Origin of the sequence: Peptococcus niger (genome assembly GCF_900101835.1) — a bacterium.
Classification (GTDB): Bacteria; Bacillota; Peptococcia; order Peptococcales; family Peptococcaceae; genus Peptococcus; species Peptococcus niger.
In genome coordinates this window covers 31,105-47,694 of sequence record NZ_FNAF01000013.1, presented here as the reverse complement: position 1 = coordinate 47,694, position 16,590 = coordinate 31,105, and the positions used below count along the sequence as shown (strand labels likewise).

Here is a 16,590-nt window from a genome sequence, read left to right as displayed (position 1 = left end):
GATCAGCTCTTTTTCTTTGCTGCGCTGGGTAAAACCGTCGGCCGGGCAGGCGTTGTGCATGACCGGCAGGTCTAATTTTTTGACGGCCCGGCGAATGTCCGCTTCCTTGACGAAAATCAGCGGCCGAATCACTGTAACATCTGCCCGACTTAAATAAGCGTAAGGTGCAAAGGTATGCAGGCGACCTTCATAAAACAGGCTCATCAGCAAGGTTTCAATCACGTCGTCCAAATGGTGGCCCAGGGCAACCTTGTTGCAGTCATTTTCGGCGGCCCAGTTATTGACGGCGCCGCGGCGCATGCGGGCACATAGGGAACAGGGATTTTTCTCTTTGCGTTCCTCAAAAACGATGGGCCCGATGTTCGTTTCTACAATATCGAAGGGAATGTCCAGCTCGGCGCACAAACGTTTATGACCGCTGTAATCATTTTCCCAGCCCATGTCAACGCTCATGGCTTTCACTTGAAAATCCACCGGCAGGGTGCGCTGTAAAACCGCTAAGCTGTAGAGGAGGAGGGTGCTGTCCTTGCCACCGGATAGACCGACACAGATGCGGTCACCCTCTTGGATCAGCCCATAGTCTCGGCTGGCCCGTCGCATGGGGGCAAACAGCTCTTTGTTTAATGCACGCCAATTTCGTTTCATTTTATCGCTCCTTTGCCTTTTATTATAGGAAAGGAGAGGGCAAACGGCAAGCAAGAGGAACAAAAAAGAAACAGTTTGCCGGACCGGTTGAGCGCACCGGCGCCTTGGGGTATAGTAAAAGCAAATGAAACTAGGAGGTAGGTAAGATGCAAAAGAAATTTATCCTTGCGCTATTGAGCGGCGTGCTTTGCACCGTCATCTGGTCAATGGCCCTGGCACCCCTGGCCCTTGCAGCGCCGGTCAGCGCTGAGCCGATAGCGCCCGGGGTGGTGCAGGAAATCCATCATTGGCAGAATGCACGCATTGGTGTCTTGCGCTGTGACTTGACCAATCCCAATACGGATTTGCGCTTAGCCGCAGGCGCCGGCGAATACACCAAGCGGGCGACGGTCGGTCAAATGACCGCAACGACCAATGCAGTGGCCATGACCAATGGGGATTATTTTAACATGGCCTTGCAGGGGTCACCGATTGGCCCGTCCATTGTGAACGGTCGCCTGCAAAGTTCTCCTGCAGTGATCATGGGACTGTATTCTCTGGGCATTGACAATACCCGTACAGCGTATATTGAAGCCTTTACCTTTAATGGCGGCGTTAAGGCAGCGGATGGGGCCAGTTTTCCCTTGGATGGTTTGAACAAAACCTACTATTGGCATGATCCCTCCGGTCAAGAAAGCCATACGGATACCATCCAGCTCTACAATGATTTCTGGGGCAGCGCTTCCCGGGGACATGCGAACAATACCGAGGTTTTGATTGGCTATGATGGGACTGTTGAGCGCATTTCCATGGGAAAAACCCTACCCTACCCGGTGCCCGACGGTAAAATGATCTTGCAAGCCAATGGACAGGGTGAAAAATTTGTGACCAAGCATTTGCGGGTCGGCCAAAAAGCCCTTGTCTGGGCCGGCGTTCAACCGAATCGCCAGTGGCAATTTCTGGTCGGCGGACATGCCTTGCTGGTCAACAAGGGTCAGCCGGTTCCCTATACCAAAGATATCAACGTTTTAGGCGGTGTGCGGGCGCGGACTGCGGCTGGGATTTCAGCAGACGGCAAGACCGTTTATATTGTCTGTGCAGAAGGGCGTACAAACCGAAGCGCTGGCCTGTCTTTGCCCCAATTAAGCCGGTTTATGACCGAATTGGGATGTGCCAAGGCTGTAAATTTAGATGGCGGTGGGTCCAGCACCTTGGTCAGCCGTCCTTTGGGCAGCTTTAACCGTGAAGTGGCCATTGCGCCGGAACGTTATGCAGCCCAGCGACCGGTGGTCAACGGCATTGGTATCTACAACAATACACCGGTAGGTCCCATAGCAGCAGGGCGGATGGGCGGCCCGTCGACGCTTCTTCAAGGTGCAAGTGCCCAATTTGCCTTGACCAAGGCCTGGGATGCCAACTATCATCCGAAAGCGCCAAACGAAACACCGTTGACCTATGCGGATGACGGTGCCCACGGTGCTTGGGACGGCCCTTGGTTTTTAGCCCTTCAGCCGGGTCCAGTCACCTTAAAAGCGAATGCCGCCGGAGGAGAAATTGCACGCAAAGACATCACCATCCTGGGACCGGAAGCCGCCAGTTCAATTTATTTAAAGGCAGATAAGTTTATGGTGAAACCGGGCGAGACCGTTAACGTTGGGGTCTTCGCTGTTATGCCGGATGGCCGGACTGTGGGCTTGTCGCCCCGTGTCATTGACTGGTCCTTATCCGGATTTAAGGGAGATGTAATCAGTGAATACGGCGCCTTCAGCATAACCGACTTGGCCGGTCAGGCAAATGGTGTGGTGACCGCAAAATTCGGCCAGCATGAGGCCCACGTTTACTTGGGCAACCCGGCTTACCGCTTTTTAGACATGACCATTGCTAAACCCTATTACTGGCTGGATGGCAGTCAGCACCCACTGGACGCAGCCCCCTTCATTTACGGAGACCGCACCCTGGTGCCCTTGCGCTTGATCGCAGAAGCCTACGGTGGTCAAGTCAATTGGCTGGCGGACAGCAGAGAGGTGGACATTGTCATCAATAATGACCATCTCATTTTACCGGTGGATCAGGCTCAACTGACCTTAAACGGACAAACCCGTGCCATTGACGTGGCGCCGCAAATTCGCCAAGGTCGCACTTTTGTACCGGTGCGTTTCATTAGCGAGGCCATTGGCATGGACGTCAGCTATGACAATGCTTCACGAACGGTTAGTATCGTTGCCAAACGGTGAGCATAAAAAATACGCCTCAGCTGGGCGGTTCAGTTAAAAAATGATTTATAAAAAGTCATCGGGATAGGGGCCAGCCTCGGATGCCGATGACTTTTTTTGGTCCGAGGGCCAGTCAGGACAGGTCTTGCCGGGATTTTCCTCAGGTTATTTCAAAAAAAGGACCCTCATCTATCCACAAAGTAAAAACTTCATTGGAAAGACCAGGGTCATAAAAGGCTGGTGCAGTTATCTTCAAATAAAAAGGCTAAACCTCATCAGGTGCCGTCCAGGTTTTGAAGGTCATCATGTTTAAGGGAACATCCTTGACCAAAGGGATCAAATCAGGGCGGCCCCAATATTTTTCTTTATTTTCGACAGATTCCAATAGGACGAGGACCGGCACCTGCCCGCCAAATCCTTTGTGATACTGCATCAAGCGTTTGGCGCGCACCTCGGGATCCAAATCCAAAAAATCATTTTCAACGACGGCTACGCCGATAACGCGTTCATCGGTTTTTACCAATGCACCATTAAATTTCATATCATCACCTCAAGGCCATTATAGCATAGGGAGAAGTTCATACCAACTCTGTTGCGCAGGCTTTCTTTTCAAGGTAGTATAAAGCGAAGGGGGGGTGCCTATGCGACGAATCTTACACATTGATATGGATGCGTTTTTTGCATCCGTTGAGCAGCGGGACAATCCTGCTTTAAAAGGCAAACCGGTTATTGTGGCTGGTGCTTCAGACAATCGCGGCGTTGTGACCACGGCATCTTATGAAGCCCGTGCTTACGGGGTCCATTCGGCCATGCCTATAATGCAGGCCAAACGCCTTTGTCCGCAGGGTATTTATGTGCCGGTGCGAAAAGGCGTTTATCGTGCAGAATCGAAAATCATCATGGGCTTGTTTCGTAAGGTGACCCCCTTGGTCGAGGTGCTGTCAGTGGATGAAGCCTTTTTGGATGTAACAGAGCAAACAGCTGATATGGCGCAGGCCGTGCATTTGGCGGCAGCGATTCAACGTCGTCTGTTTGAACTGCGTCAGCTGACCTGCTCAGTGGGCGTGTCCTACCAAAAGTTTGCCGCCAAACTGGCCAGCGATTTCAATAAACCAGCCGGTTTGACGGTTATTGAAGAAAGGCACTTTAAGGATTTGGTATGGTCCCTGCCCGTTGAGCGGATGATGGGGATCGGCCCGCGCAGCCGCTCCCTTTTGGAAGCTGAAGGCCTGTATACCATCGGGCAGCTGGCCCAGGTCAACCCACTTCTTTTGCAGAACCTCTTGGGAAAACGCGCCACGGACATTTACCAGCGCGCCAACGGCCTTGACCCCCGCCCGGTCATTGTAGAGCGTGACGTCAAATCGGTCGGTCGAGAACAGACCTTTCCCAAGGATATTGTCTCCCGTCCAATTTTAGAAAAAATATTATCCGATTTGGTTGCAGATGTCAGCAGACGCTTGCGTCGACAGGAGCTCTTGGTCAAAACGGTAACTCTCAAATGGCGGTTAACGGATTTTACGACCCATACCCGACAGGTTCAACTGCCCCGGGCCACCAATCATTTTGACCTCTTGTGGAGAGCATCTCTTAGCCTGTTAAATGAATGCGCTCACGGTGAACCCTGGCGTCTCATCGGCATGACCGCCTCCCAATTGGTTGGCGAAAAGGAAGCAGACGTACAATTATCCTTTTTTGATGACGCGGTTCAAAAAGCGGCAAAATCAAACCGATTAACCGGCTTGATTAAAGACTTGCAAGAAAAATACGGTAAAGACAGGATTATGCGTGCCAACGCCTTGTCGGGGCATCAGCATGAGGAGGAGGGCCAGTGGAAATAAATATCAGTAAAAAATCGGTCATGGCGGTTAAAAACCAGCTTTCAGACTTATCGCTTGCGGAACAAAAGGCATGGATACCCATATTGCGCGCCGATGAGCGCAAGGGCATTCAAGCCTTGGCAGAGCAAATTGAGCGTCGGTTGCAGAAGGTTGCCATGGAAGAAGAGCGGTTGGCACATATGTGGCAGATTGAAAGAGCGCTTCAGGCAGACGGGTATTGCCGTATAGCCGGCACCGATGAGGCCGGTCGGGGCCCCTTGGCAGGGCCGGTTGTGGCGGCGGCGGTGATTTTGCCGGATAATTTATTTTTGCCCGGACTAAACGATTCTAAAAAAATAAATGCCTCTAAAAGAGAGGCTTTGGCGGCACGGATACGGGCAGCGGCCTTGTCTTATGCCATTGGCGAGGTTTCAGAGGCTGAGATTGATCGGCTTAATATTTTACATGCAGCCGAATTGGCAATGAATCGTGCCTTGGCGGCTTTGGGGGATTTTTCGATTGTGCTGGTTGACGGAACGAATCGAGTTGACGGAAAGTATCGGCAGAAAAATGTCATTGGCGGGGATGCTAAAAGTGCTTCCATTGCAGCGGCCTCTATTTTGGCAAAGGTGCATAGGGATGCCTTAATGTTAAAGCTGGATCAAAGCTATCCCCAATATGGATTTGCCCAGCATAAAGGGTATGGTACCGCAGACCATTATGCCGCCATTCGTCGGTATGGACCGTCTCCCTGTCATCGGAAGTCTTTTAAATTGTTTCAGTAAAAGGCATGATGGCCCTTGAAAAGCGTCGCTTGTTGGTGACCAGCAAGCAGATTGCCAGTAAAAAAGACTTATCGCCTGTAAGCCAATAGGCTACAATCGCCCTTATCCAGCTATAGGCGATTACCGACTTTCTCAGGGTGAAGGCGGGGCTTTTGTAAAAGCCGGCAATAGGGTACAATAAAGATAATAGGAGGTGCCTATGGTGACAACCCCTTCCCGTCGTCCACGACGTGGTTCAAAGCGAGCGGTTCCAAGAAACCGGCGCTATCGACAGCGCAATGCGCAAGTTTTTAAAAGCCGGGCCTTTATTTTGCTTGTGTTTTTTGCCCTTTTGGCCTTAGCCATCGGTTTAAATGTTAACCAAACAAGGGGCGCTTCAATAGAATTTACCGGAGAATTTACCGGCAACCATGAGGCCTATTTTGAGCAGATGGCACCATTGGCGCAAAAGTATGGCCGGAAGCAAGGCATCTATCCGTCTTTGATTTTGGCCCAATCCGCTTTGGAATCGGGCTTTGGTCAATCGGATTTAGCGAAGGTCCACCATAACTTCTTCGGCATAAAACGCACTGCTCAAGAAAGTAGTGCGGCCTACCAGACGGAAGAGGTCTTGGGGGGCGAGTCGGTCACGGTAACGGCCAACTTTCGTGCCTATGATTCGGTGGAGGACTCAGTCAAAGATTACGCCGTCTTAGTGGGCACCTTGCCAAGGTATCGGGGCGTTGTTGAAGCCGATTCACCGGAAGAAGCGGCACGGGCCTTGGTCCAGGGCGGGTATGCTACGGATCCGGCTTACGCGGAAAAACTCATCCATATGATACAAACCTATAATTTAAAGCAATATGATGGGCAATAAAAAAAGCCCGATGATAAAATCATCAGGCAAGCTGGGCTAAGCAATTGTCGTCTTATATGAAATAGAAGTAGCCTAAAACGATGAGGCCCAGCACGATGCGATAATAGCCGAAGGCCTTAAAGTCATTTCGTTTCAGGTAATTCAATAGGAATTTAATGGCCAGTATGGAGACCACAAAAGCCACGACCATACCGAAGAGCAGGTAAATAACTTCTACGGCAGTAAAGTCAAAACCGAATTTTACCAATTTCAGTAAGCTGGCCCCAAACATCACGGGGATGCTCATGAAAAAGGAGAATTCTGTGGCAATGAAGCGAGAGGTGCCGCAAAGCATCCCGCCGATAATGGTCGAGCCCGACCGGGACGTGCCCGGGATAAGGGACAGCACTTGGAAAAAGCCGATGGCGACCACTGTTTTATAGCTGAGGTCGGAAAAAGATTGGATTTTAAAGGCCTTGTTTTGATGGCGCCGTTCAATCACGATGAAAACAATCCCGTAAGCAATCAGGGCAATTGAAACGACCGTGGCATTAAAAAAATGTGCTTCCATCCAGTCGTTGAGCGGGAGGCCAATGACCGCAGCCGGCAAACAGCCGACCAAGGTTTTTCCCCACAGGCTGAAGGTCGCCCGTTTTTCAATGGCGGTTTTACGCCTTGCCCAGGGGTTGAGCTTATCAAAATAAAGGACGACGACGGCCATGATTGCCCCCAGCTGAATGACCACCAAAAACATTTCCCAAAACTCCCGGGAAACGTTCAACTTAATGAATTCCTCAACTAAGATCATGTGTCCGGTACTGGAAATGGGGAGCCATTCGGTAATCCCTTCGACGATACCGAGAATTAATATTTTTACCAATTCAATAATACTCACGTTTTTCCTCCTAAATGGCAATGACAATACGCTCATTTTAATGGATATGCCATTTCTGTTCAAGAGGTTAGAAAGGAATATTGTATTGACGACGTCAAAACCAGTGCGATCGGTATGGGCTATTGGTGACTTGCATTTGTCCATTGGCTTGAGGCCGGAATTGGCAAAACCGATGGATATTTTTGGCGATTTTTGGCAAGACCATGCCGAACAGATTGAAAATGCCTGGCGCCTGGCGGTGGGGCCTGAGGACATCGTCCTCATTCCCGGTGATATTTGCTGGGGAAACAAACCGGAAGATGCTTTGCCGACGCTTGAATGGCTGGCGGCCCTCCCGGGGCAAAAAATACTTGGCCGCGGCAATCATGACAATTGGTGGCAGAGCATTGGGCGGCTTCGCGAAAAATTACCGCCGGGGGTGCAGATCATTCATAATGATGCGGTTTGTATCCAAGGAATGGCTTTCGGGGGTAGCCGGGGCTGGAGCTTCTTTGACCAGGAAGGGGGGCATCATCAGGAAAAAATGATGCGCCGTGAGGCCATGCGCTTGGAAGCCAGCTTATCAAAATTTCCACAAGATGCAAGCGTGCGATTTGCCTTATTGCACTTTCCCCCCTTTAAACGGCCGGGGGTGCCCAGCATTTTTACGGATATTTTACAAAAATATCAGGTGAATTATTGTGTTTATGGCCATCTTCATGGGGATGATTGTGCCTCATTTGAACCGATTTTAATGAATTCGACGAAATTTCAATTAGTTTCGTCAGATTATCTTGATTTTTCTCCGCAAAATATTTATAATTGGTATTGAGTAAAAGTGACAATGCGGGTTATATTAAAAGAACAATGCCGTTTGGCCTCGTGTAGGGGCGCGGTTGGACGGTTGCGTTCCAAATTAAAGGGAGGTTAGTTTATGTTTGAACAGTTGTTGTTGGCACGCTGGCAATTTGCGGTCACAACGGTGTATCATTTCTTGTTTGTCCCCTTAACCATGGGACTGCCGATTATGATTGCCTTGATGCAAACCAAGTATGTGCGCACCGGAGACCCTAAATACAAAACCATGACGAAATTTTGGGGTAAGTTATTTATTATTAACTTTGTATTAGGGGTTGCCACCGGGCTGGTACAGGAATTCCAGTTTGGGATGAACTGGTCCGGATATGCCCGCTTTATGGGGGATATTTTTGGTGCTCCGTTGGCCATTGAAGCGCTGGCGGCTTTCTTTATTGAATCGACGTTTATCGGCATTTGGGTCTTTGGTTGGGATCGGTTGCCGAAAAAAATTCATTGCCTTTGCATTTGGTTGGTGGCTTTTGCTTCCAACTTGTCCGCCGTTTGGATTTTGATTGCCAACTCTTTCATGCAAAATCCGGTCGGTTATCAGATTGTCACTCAAGACAATGGAATGGAGCGGGCAGAAATGTCAAGCTTCTCCGAAGTCATCACAAACCCCTACGTGCTTCACCAATTTCCACATGTTTTTACTGCTGGTCTCTGCACTGCCGCTTTCTTTGTCCTGGGCATCAGCGCTTACCACTTGGCCAAGGGTCAATATAAGCCGGTGTTCCAATCATCTTTTAAATTAGCTGCTGTTGTAGCCATCATTGCTTCCTTGGCTGTGGCCGGTGTCGGTCACGTCCAGACCCAGTACTTAGGTCAGGAAAAACCGATGAAGTTGGCTGCTATGGAAGCTTTATGGGAAGATACGGAAGGTGCCCCCTTAGCACTCTTTGCCGGTATTGATCAAGAAAACGGCATGAATACGACTGAAATTGGGCTTCCTAAGATGTTGTCCTTTATGGCCAATAATGATTTCAATTCAGAAGTTAAAGGGATCAACAACCTGCAAGAACAATATGTCGCCCAATATGGTGACGGCAACTATATTCCGGATGTTTTCAGCATGTTCTGGAGTTTCCGCATCATGGTTGGTGCCGGTAGTGTCATGGTCTTGCTGGCGCTCTTGGCCTTGCTTGTCGCTTGGCGGAAGAAATATCACGCCGGCGGCGCGGTGAATGTCCTCTATAAGATCCTGCTTCCGGCGATGGCCCTGCCTTATCTGGCCAACACTTTCGGATGGTTGATTGCTGAAATGGGCCGTCAGCCTTGGATCGTATATGGCTTGCAGAAAACCGAAGACGCTGTTTCCACAGCGATGCCGGACGCATATGTGCTCATTACCTTGGTTGGCTTTACCCTGCTTTACCTGGTATTGGCAATTATTGACGTGAAGCTTATTGTAAAATATGCGAAAAAAATTGACGATGAAGCCAAAGAACCTATGGCAAAAGAGGAGGGCTCATTGTGGATTTAAATATCATTTGGTTTATTCTCGTTACCGTTCTATTCATCGGATTCTTCTTCCTGGAAGGGTTTGATTACGGTGTCGGCGCCTTGATTCCCATTGTCGGTAAGACCGATGAGGAAAAACGCGTGGTATTAAACACCATTGGGCCTTTCTGGGATGGAAATGAAGTGTGGCTGATCACAGCCGGTGGGGCTATCTTTGCAGCTTTTCCGCATGTGTATGCCACCTTGTTCAGCGGCTTTTACCTGGCCCTGTTCCTGATTCTTGTCTGCCTAATTTTACGCGCTTGCGGCATTGAATTCCGGTCTAAAAGAGCGGAAAGCAGCTGGCGCAACAACTGGGATAAAGTTATCTCAGTGACCTCCTTGCTCTCAGCCGTTCTTTGGGGCGTTGCTGTGGCAAACCTGGTTGCCGGTGTGCCCATTGATCAAAATATGGAATTTGTAGGCAATTTCTTCACCCTCTTGTCTCCCTTTACAGTGCTTGGCGGTGTTGTTTTTGCCCTGATCTTCCTGTATCATGGCGCAACCTACCTGCAACTGAAAGTTGGAGAACAGACGGTTTTGGATCGCTTACACGCCTTGGCGCCTAAATTGGGTATTGCAATGATTGTTGCAACGGTTCTTTGGGTGGTGTATGCTTATCTTACCACCGGTATGTTTGATAAACCGATTTGCTTCGCTCTTTGCGCCGGCGCTGCTGTTTGCATGATTCTTTCTGTATTGTGCAATTTAAAGGCTCGCCATGGGATTGCCTTTATCTTCATCGCTTTGGCCATCGCATTGACCACGGTCACTGTTTTTGCAGGGCTTTTCCCGAACATCATGATTTCCACTTTAAATCCTGAATGGTCTTTGGATATTTACAATGCGTCATCCAGTCCGTATACGCTGAAATTGATGACCATTGTAGCGATTTGCCTTGTACCGGTTGTGTTGGCTTATCAAACTTGGTCCTTTTACGTGTTCCGCAAACGGATCAAAAAGGAAGACGTTCATTATTAAGGCAAGTAAAACGACCACCTGAGGGTGGTCGTTTTCTTTTAGACGGAGGCCTCTATTGGTTAATAAAAATTTAGTAAAAGAATTAAAACAAGCGCCCGGCTTTTTTGTTGGGACCATTCTATTAGCCCTTGTCGGCGCTTTTGCCACAGTGTTGGAATATTGGTCTCTGGCCTCACTAATCAATGGCATTATTTTTACCCATGCCGATGAACAGACGCTCTGGGCAAACTTGTTGTGGACCTTGGTCGGGTTGGGACTAAAAGTTCTTGCGCGGGCAATGTCAGATTATTTTGGTCTGCGTTTGAGCGAAAAAGTTCAAGGAGAATTGCGTCGGGCCTTGTTGGAAAAAGTACGGCGAGCCAATCCACTGGAAACGCAATCGGTGTCAATCGGCAAGTTGATGAGCACTTATCTGGAAGGCGTTGACAGTTTGGCGGTTTATTTTCATAGCTACCTGCCACAACTGGTCAAGTCTTGTGCCATTCCTGTCTGTTTTTTGATTTTTATTTTACCACGTGATTGGATCAGCGGGCTTATACTGATGGTGACCTTGCCGCTTATTCCATTTTTTATGATTTTAATCGGTAAATGGACGCAGAGTATGACGCGCTTACAATGGGACAAATTATTGACCCTTGCCGCCTACTTGCAAGATGTTCTGCGCGGGCTCGAAACCCTTAAGGTTTTAGGCCGAAGCCGGCAACAAGGGCAGCGGATTGCCCAAGTGAGCGAAACTTATCGGATCACCACGCTGCGGGTACAGCGCTGGGCCTTCTTATCGGCCTTGGTGTTGGAACTGGCGGCAACCCTGTCTATTGCCGTTGTTGCCGTAGGGCTTGGCCTACGGTTGGTCAACGGCGAATTAACTTACCTGCCGGCGCTCTTTATTTTGCTTCTGGCCCCGGAATATTATCAACCTATGCGTGAACTGGGCGGATTTTTTCATGCAGGTTTGGATGCAGATGAAGCGGCAAAGGATATTTATGCCTTCTTGGCGCGTCCGGATATGATGCCGGCTGAGGCCCAGCTGTCGACAGCTTTTGAAAGCTTAGAATTTAAAAATGTATCCTATACGTATCCGGGAGCAGACCAACCAGCGGTCAAAAACATTCAATTCAGTTGGCATGCCGGCGAAAAATTAGCTCTTGTCGGGGCCAGCGGCAGCGGGAAAACGACGCTCATGCACTTGGCCTTGGGTTTCTTAAGGCCAACGGAAGGGGTCATTTTACGCAATGGCCAGCCCTTGTCCGAAAAGGGCGGTAACTGGGGCCCCTCCATCGGTTTTGTGCCGCAAGACCCCCATGTATTTCGTGAAACGATTGGCGAAAACATCGCCATGTGCCAGGCAGCTGATAAAGAAAAAGTTCGCCAAGCTGCTGATCGTGCCGGTTTAAGCACGCTTATTGCCGACTTTCCGGAAGGGCTGGATACCCCTGTCGGACAGGGGGTACACACCTTATCCGGCGGGCAAACAGCCTTGTTGGCTTTGGCCAGAGTTTTTTATCGTTCGCCGGAAGCCATTTTTTTAGATGAACCGACAGACCATCTGGATTTGAAGAGTGAGAAAAAGGTGCTGGCGGCGCTGGAAACGTTGCTGGCGGACCGGTCGGCATTTATCATCGCGCACCGCTTACACACCATTCGCGACGCGGATAAGGTATTGGTTATGTCGCATGGCGGTATCATTGAGCAAGGCAATTACCGGACGCTGATGCAAGAGAAGGGGGCTTTTTATGCCTTGGTGGGAGGTGAAAGACATGCATGAAGCGCGGGCATTTTTACTGGGACTTTTGCAGCCGATGAAATATCGGATTTTTCTCGGTGCCTTTTTAGTGGCGGCCACAGTTTTCGGCAATGTGGGCCTCTTGGCGACATCCGGCGTCCTGCTGACGCGGGCTGCCTTTAAGCCGGAACTCTTGCTCTTGATGCCGCTCATTACCGGGGTACGGTTTTTCGGGACGGCCCGGGCGGCTTTGCGCTATGCTGAACGTCTTTTTAACCATAGCCTTGCCTTTCGCTTGCTCACCGGTCTGCGGGAAGACTTGTACCGCCGGCTGGAACCTTTGGTACCGGACTGCGTACAAGGGTACTCTGAAGGCAAACTGTACAATCGGTTGATTGGCGATGTGGAAATCCTGAAATTCTTTTATTTGCGGGTGGTATCCCTACCCTTGGGCACTGCCCTTGTAATTCTAGGTGTTGCTGGTTATACGGCTCTCTTCGTTCCGGCGGCTGGCGCTTTTCTAGCAGGGGCTTTACTCCTTTCCGTTATCGCTGTGCCACTGGCAACGGTCCGCCGGCAAATACAAATTGACCATAAACGTCGCCAGCTGCGGGATGCCTTGTCCAATGCCTTTGGCGATCTGGTGCATGGCTTGTTTGAATGGCAAACATCCGCCGGCGGTGATGACCGTCAAGACCGGGTGGATGCGCTGGCACAAGCAGACTTACATGAACAAGGCAGGGGAATTTGGACGGAGCGCTTGGCCATTCACGGTTTGGAATTTGTGGCACACGAAACGGCTCTGGTGGTCTTACTTTTCACGCTGCCGCCGGTTCATCAAGGTGAACTGTCGCCTTGGGTGTTGCCAATGTTGACCCTGGTGGCCATGGCATCGTTTGAAACGGTTAATCAAATGCCACAAGCCCTTCGGGAATGTTGGATGTCCATAGAGGCGGCAAAAGACCTGGCCGCGATCCAGCCACCGGCGGATATGCCGGCAGAAGGTGAGCGAAAACCGGCTTCCTGGGATATTGACATAAGAAACCTTTCTTTTAATTATCATAGGGCGGACCAGGCTGTATTGAAGAGCCTTAACCTAGCCATTACTTATGGACGTCATGTCGCCTTTGTGGGCAGCAGTGGCAGCGGCAAAACCAGTCTGGCGCGTTTGCTGCTTCGCCTGTGGCGGCCGGATACAGGGGAAATTTTAATCGGCGGTGTGCCTTTGGATGACATCGACGAAACCTGCCTGCGTCAGCACATCGGTTACTTGGAACAAACGCCATCCTTTTTTAATACAAGCTTGCGGGATAATTTGCGGTTGGCCGATCCTCAAGCAAATGACGCAGAGCTTTGGCAAGTGCTTAAAGACGTTCACTTGTACGACTTGGTTGCCAGTTGGGAAGATGGGCTGGATACGTCTATTCTGGAAAATGGCTGCCGCTTATCCGGCGGTGAGCGGCAGCGCCTGGCACTGGCGCGCATTATTTTGCAAAATCCGTCTGTTGTTATTTTGGATGAACCCCTGCACAATTTGGATGGCGTCACCTCGCGCATGCTGGAAGAATTTTTAGCGACTTGGGCGCAGGCCAAGACGGTTATTTTGATCAGTCACGATCTAAAAACGTTACCCCTTGTTGACTTTATTTGCCTGTTTCAATATGGTAAAATATTAGCCAGTGGTTCACATGTGGAGCTCATTCAGCATTCGGCGGAATATCGTGACTTATGGCAGTTGGAGCAGGAACGTATTTAGGGAGGGCACATGGTTGAATTAAAGACTAATGGCAAGATAACCTGGCTGGATATCCCCGAATGGCAACGGCATCGGGGATTTGTTCATGCCTTTTCCACGCGCCTCGGCGGTGTGAGCCCCCATCCCTACCGGGGGCTGAACCTGGGGCTTAAAACAGCCGATGATGCGGCCAATGTTCGTGCCAACCGGTCGCTTTTTATGGGTGAATTTGGTATTTCGGCAGATGAAGCGGTCAGCTTGTCCTTTGTGCACAGCAATGAGGTGGCTTATATTGGTGCGGAAGATCGGGGCACAGGTTTTTTAAGCGTTGATTCTTCGTCGGCGGAAGCAGACGGCATGATTACCCAGGCCGAGCGCTGTGCCTTGTTTTTGACCTTTGCAGATTGCCCGCCCGTTTTGTTTTTTGACCCCATTCACCGCGCCATCGGTGCCTGCCATGCCGGCTGGCGTGGTACTCTTGCCGGTATTGCGGCCAAGACAGCGCGTGCCATGCAGCTCTATTTTGAGAGTGATCCGGCGCGCCTTGAAGTGGTGATTGGTCCCTGCATTGCTCAAGAGGCCTTTGAGGTGTCAACAGAAGTGATTGAAGAGGTAATGGCCCATAGTGGCGACTGGATGGACCTTCTCAAGCAGAGCAGCAATGGGGAGAGGGCCTTGTTTGATATTCGCCGTGCGCTGACCTGGCAACTGGAAGCGGCCGGTGTCTTACCGACGAATATTGGTCACGTTGACCTCTGTACATTCGCCCGGCAGGATTTGTTCTTTTCTCACCGGCGCAGTGCCGGTGAAACCGGCCGCATGGGGGCTTTCATTATGCTGGACAGTCAACGATGAGCCTGTCTGAACGGTTGGAGGCTATTGCCGCTTACGTTCCAAAAGGGGGGACCCTTGCAGATATTGCCTGTGACCATGCCCTCTTGGCCCGGTCTTTAACGGCACGTGGCCATGTGTCCAAGGCCATTGCCGCTGATTTGCGCGCGGAGCCTTTGCGCCGCGCAAAGGTTGCGGCGCAGTCGGAAGGCCTTTCAAGTGAACGGTTGATTTTTCGCCAGGGAAATGGCTTGGAAATTTTGGCGCCTGGAGAATGTGATGTGATCGTTATTTCCGGTGTTGGTGGTAAGTTGATCCAAAAAATGCTGGACCAGGTGCCGCAGGTGGTGGACCAGGCCAAGCGGCTCATTCTTTCACCCCAGCGGTCGCCCTGGATGGTGCGTCGGTGGGCCTCTGAACATCAATTCAGGATTGTCGATGAACGCGTTATCATGGAAAATGGTTATTTTTATGAGGTGATTGTCTTGGAGCCCGGGTCTGCTGGCCCCCCGTTAAGTGATGTGGCCATTCACTTAGGGCCAGTATTGGCCGCTGGAGAGGATCTGTTCACGCGGCAATATTTGGCCTGGCGAAAAGAGGCTGATCAGCGGGCTCTGGCGCATATGCGTAAGGTGGCGGCAGAAAATCCGGCAGTTCAAGCAAAAATTGACTATTTGCTGTGCATTTGGCAAAGCTGGGAGGAAGAATATGACGGTTTTAATGGCTGATGTCATATCGGCAATGAATGATATGGCGCCGCAAGCCTTGGCAGAGTCCTGGGATAATCCGGGCTTGGCCTGTGGTCATCCGGGCCAGGAAGTTCGCAAGGTCTGGCTGGCATTGACGCCGACCATGGATGTGCTCACCCGCGCCCGGAACGAGGGATGTGATGCGATTATTACCCACCATCCGCTTATTTTTAAACCAGTGGCATCACTGGCGGAAACGGCCTCTCCGGCACGAGAACTGACCTATTTGATCCGTGGACAGATGGCTCTTTTTTCAGCACATACCAACTTGGATATTTGTCCGGGCGGCGTTAACGATGTATTGGCCGAACACTTGGGCCTGACAGACCTTAAACCGCTTACGGTGGAAAGGGTAGAGGGCTTCTACAAATTGCGTGCTTTCGTCCCGGAAACCCACCTGGAAGTGGTCAAAAAAGCCTTATTTGCCGCAGGTGCCGGCGCACAGGGCGATTATGACCGTTGTGCCTGGCAAGTGCTTGGCGAGGGGCAGTTCCGTCCAAGAGAGCAAGCTCAACCCTTCTTGGGAAGGGCCGGTCATGTTTCTACCGTTGCCGAACACTGTCTGGAAGTGTTGGTTTCTGAACCAAACCTGGCTGATGTGTGTGCAGCGTTAAAAAAAGCACATCCCTATGAAGAAGTTGCCTACGATATTTTCCGGGAAGAAAAGCAAGGTAAGGCGTTGGGTTTGGGACGCATTGGCCAATTGCCATCTGCTGTGTCCCTTGAAACGTTCAGCGCACAAGTGGCGAAAAATTTGAAGGCAGCCGTGCGAACCAGTCCTGACAGGGAACGGTTGATTCAACGGGTGGCCGTTTGCGGTGGTGCCGCATCCGGCTACCTTGCCCAAGCTAAAGCTGCCGGTGCCGATTGCTATGTCACCGGTGATCTCAGTTACCACGATTTTCAGAAAGCGATGGAATTGGACATTGCTCTGATTGACGGGACCCATTTTGCCACCGAGCGACCGGTCTTGTCGGCAGTTCGGGACCACTTGCAAAATTGTTTTGGTGACCAAGTGGATATTATGATTGATGGACAAGAAAAAAATCAATTTATGTGAGGTGT

At 50.5% G+C, this 16,590-nt stretch carries 15 protein-coding genes; 12 read left to right on the top strand and 3 right to left on the bottom strand.

Features of this window, described 5'->3' with window-relative positions:
* Window positions 1-645, bottom strand: a 645-nt coding sequence (locus tag BLQ16_RS08435; RefSeq protein WP_091792299.1) for a tRNA 2-thiocytidine biosynthesis TtcA family protein, incomplete at its 3' end; no start/stop codon positions are given.
* 146 nt (window positions 646-791) lie between these two features.
* On the opposite strand from BLQ16_RS08435, the gene BLQ16_RS08430 reads away from it, so the two are divergent.
* Complete coding sequence (locus BLQ16_RS08430) at window positions 792-2,858, top strand: stalk domain-containing protein (protein ID WP_091792298.1); 2,067 nt, start codon at window positions 792-794, stop codon at window positions 2,856-2,858.
* Between the two features lie 244 nt (window positions 2,859-3,102).
* Here the strand turns inward: BLQ16_RS08430 and BLQ16_RS08425 are convergent, their stop codons facing one another.
* Window positions 3,103-3,378 carry a hypothetical protein gene (locus BLQ16_RS08425; RefSeq protein ID WP_091792297.1) on the bottom strand — a complete coding sequence of 92 codons (276 nt, stop codon included), beginning with the start codon at window positions 3,376-3,378 and terminating at the stop codon, window positions 3,103-3,105.
* Between the two features lie 100 nt (window positions 3,379-3,478).
* On the opposite strand from BLQ16_RS08425, the gene dinB reads away from it, so the two are divergent.
* The 3 genes from dinB to BLQ16_RS08410 all read left to right on the top strand — a co-directional run bounded on the left by dinB (window position 3,479) and on the right by BLQ16_RS08410 (window position 6,298).
* A complete protein-coding gene (gene dinB / locus BLQ16_RS08420) occupies window positions 3,479-4,678 on the top strand; it encodes a DNA polymerase IV (protein WP_091792296.1) in 1,200 nt (399 codons plus the stop codon).
* Window positions 4,669-5,442 (top strand): ribonuclease HII, encoded by a 774-nt coding sequence (locus BLQ16_RS08415; protein ID WP_091792295.1) that lies wholly within the window; start codon window positions 4,669-4,671, stop codon window positions 5,440-5,442. Before dinB ends, BLQ16_RS08415 begins: the two co-directional genes overlap by 10 nt.
* A gap of 199 nt (window positions 5,443-5,641) precedes the next feature.
* The gene (locus tag BLQ16_RS08410) at window positions 5,642-6,298 is read left to right on the top strand and encodes a glycoside hydrolase family 73 protein (protein ID WP_091792294.1); all 657 of its coding nucleotides are present in this window, start codon (window positions 5,642-5,644) and stop codon (window positions 6,296-6,298) included.
* A 52-nt stretch (window positions 6,299-6,350) separates the two neighbouring features.
* Here BLQ16_RS08410 and BLQ16_RS08405 read toward each other — a convergent pair whose 3' ends face one another.
* Window positions 6,351-7,172: an undecaprenyl-diphosphate phosphatase gene (locus tag BLQ16_RS08405; protein WP_479724473.1), complete on the bottom strand. Its 822-nt coding sequence runs from the start codon at window positions 7,170-7,172 to the stop codon at window positions 6,351-6,353.
* An 85-nt stretch (window positions 7,173-7,257) separates the two neighbouring features.
* Here BLQ16_RS08405 and BLQ16_RS08400 point away from each other — a divergent pair, with 85 nt between their 5' ends.
* The 8 genes from BLQ16_RS08400 (at window position 7,258) to BLQ16_RS08365 (ending at window position 16,585) form a co-directional block, all read left to right on the top strand.
* Window positions 7,258-7,983 (top strand): metallophosphoesterase, encoded by a 726-nt coding sequence (locus tag BLQ16_RS08400; protein ID WP_159428057.1) that lies wholly within the window; start codon window positions 7,258-7,260, stop codon window positions 7,981-7,983.
* Between the two features lie 102 nt (window positions 7,984-8,085).
* Window positions 8,086-9,489, top strand: a complete 1,404-nt coding sequence (locus BLQ16_RS08395) for a cytochrome ubiquinol oxidase subunit I (RefSeq protein ID WP_091792291.1) — start codon at window positions 8,086-8,088, stop codon at window positions 9,487-9,489.
* The gene (gene cydB, locus BLQ16_RS08390) at window positions 9,480-10,487 is read left to right on the top strand and encodes a cytochrome d ubiquinol oxidase subunit II (RefSeq protein WP_091792290.1); all 1,008 of its coding nucleotides are present in this window, start codon (window positions 9,480-9,482) and stop codon (window positions 10,485-10,487) included. Before BLQ16_RS08395 ends, cydB begins: the two co-directional genes overlap by 10 nt.
* A 55-nt stretch (window positions 10,488-10,542) precedes the next feature.
* On the top strand, window positions 10,543-12,252 hold the full coding sequence (gene cydD, locus BLQ16_RS08385; protein WP_091792289.1) for a thiol reductant ABC exporter subunit CydD: 1,710 nt from the start codon (window positions 10,543-10,545) through the stop codon (window positions 12,250-12,252).
* Entirely contained in the window at window positions 12,221-13,966 is a 1,746-nt protein-coding gene (gene cydC / locus BLQ16_RS08380) for a thiol reductant ABC exporter subunit CydC (RefSeq protein WP_091792288.1), read from the top strand. The genes cydD and cydC overlap by 32 nt, the downstream gene beginning before the upstream one ends.
* Before the next feature lie 9 nt (window positions 13,967-13,975).
* Window positions 13,976-14,800 (top strand): peptidoglycan editing factor PgeF, encoded by an 825-nt coding sequence (gene pgeF / locus BLQ16_RS08375; protein ID WP_091792287.1) that lies wholly within the window; start codon window positions 13,976-13,978, stop codon window positions 14,798-14,800.
* Window positions 14,797-15,504, top strand: coding sequence for a tRNA (adenine(22)-N(1))-methyltransferase (locus tag BLQ16_RS08370; protein ID WP_091792286.1), 708 nt, complete (start codon window positions 14,797-14,799; stop codon window positions 15,502-15,504). Before pgeF ends, BLQ16_RS08370 begins: the two co-directional genes overlap by 4 nt.
* Window positions 15,485-16,585 carry a Nif3-like dinuclear metal center hexameric protein gene (locus tag BLQ16_RS08365; RefSeq protein ID WP_091792285.1) on the top strand — a complete coding sequence of 367 codons (1,101 nt, stop codon included), beginning with the start codon at window positions 15,485-15,487 and terminating at the stop codon, window positions 16,583-16,585. The genes BLQ16_RS08370 and BLQ16_RS08365 overlap by 20 nt, the downstream gene beginning before the upstream one ends.
* Window positions 16,586-16,590 lie beyond the last annotated feature (5 nt).

Coding starts and splice junctions, on each gene's coding strand:
- BLQ16_RS08425 (WP_091792297.1), bottom strand. CDS start 3,378: ATGAAATTTAATGGTGCATTGGTAAAAACCGATGAACGCGTTATCGGC.
- BLQ16_RS08365 (WP_091792285.1), top strand. CDS start 15,485: ATGACGGTTTTAATGGCTGATGTCATATCGGCAATGAATGATATGGCG.
- BLQ16_RS08410 (WP_091792294.1), top strand. CDS start 5,642: ATGGTGACAACCCCTTCCCGTCGTCCACGACGTGGTTCAAAGCGAGCG.
- dinB (WP_091792296.1), top strand. CDS start 3,479: ATGCGACGAATCTTACACATTGATATGGATGCGTTTTTTGCATCCGTT.
- pgeF (WP_091792287.1), top strand. CDS start 13,976: ATGGTTGAATTAAAGACTAATGGCAAGATAACCTGGCTGGATATCCCC.
- cydC (WP_091792288.1), top strand. CDS start 12,221: ATGCCTTGGTGGGAGGTGAAAGACATGCATGAAGCGCGGGCATTTTTA.
- BLQ16_RS08370 (WP_091792286.1), top strand. CDS start 14,797: ATGAGCCTGTCTGAACGGTTGGAGGCTATTGCCGCTTACGTTCCAAAA.
- BLQ16_RS08430 (WP_091792298.1), top strand. CDS start 792: ATGCAAAAGAAATTTATCCTTGCGCTATTGAGCGGCGTGCTTTGCACC.
- BLQ16_RS08395 (WP_091792291.1), top strand. CDS start 8,086: ATGTTTGAACAGTTGTTGTTGGCACGCTGGCAATTTGCGGTCACAACG.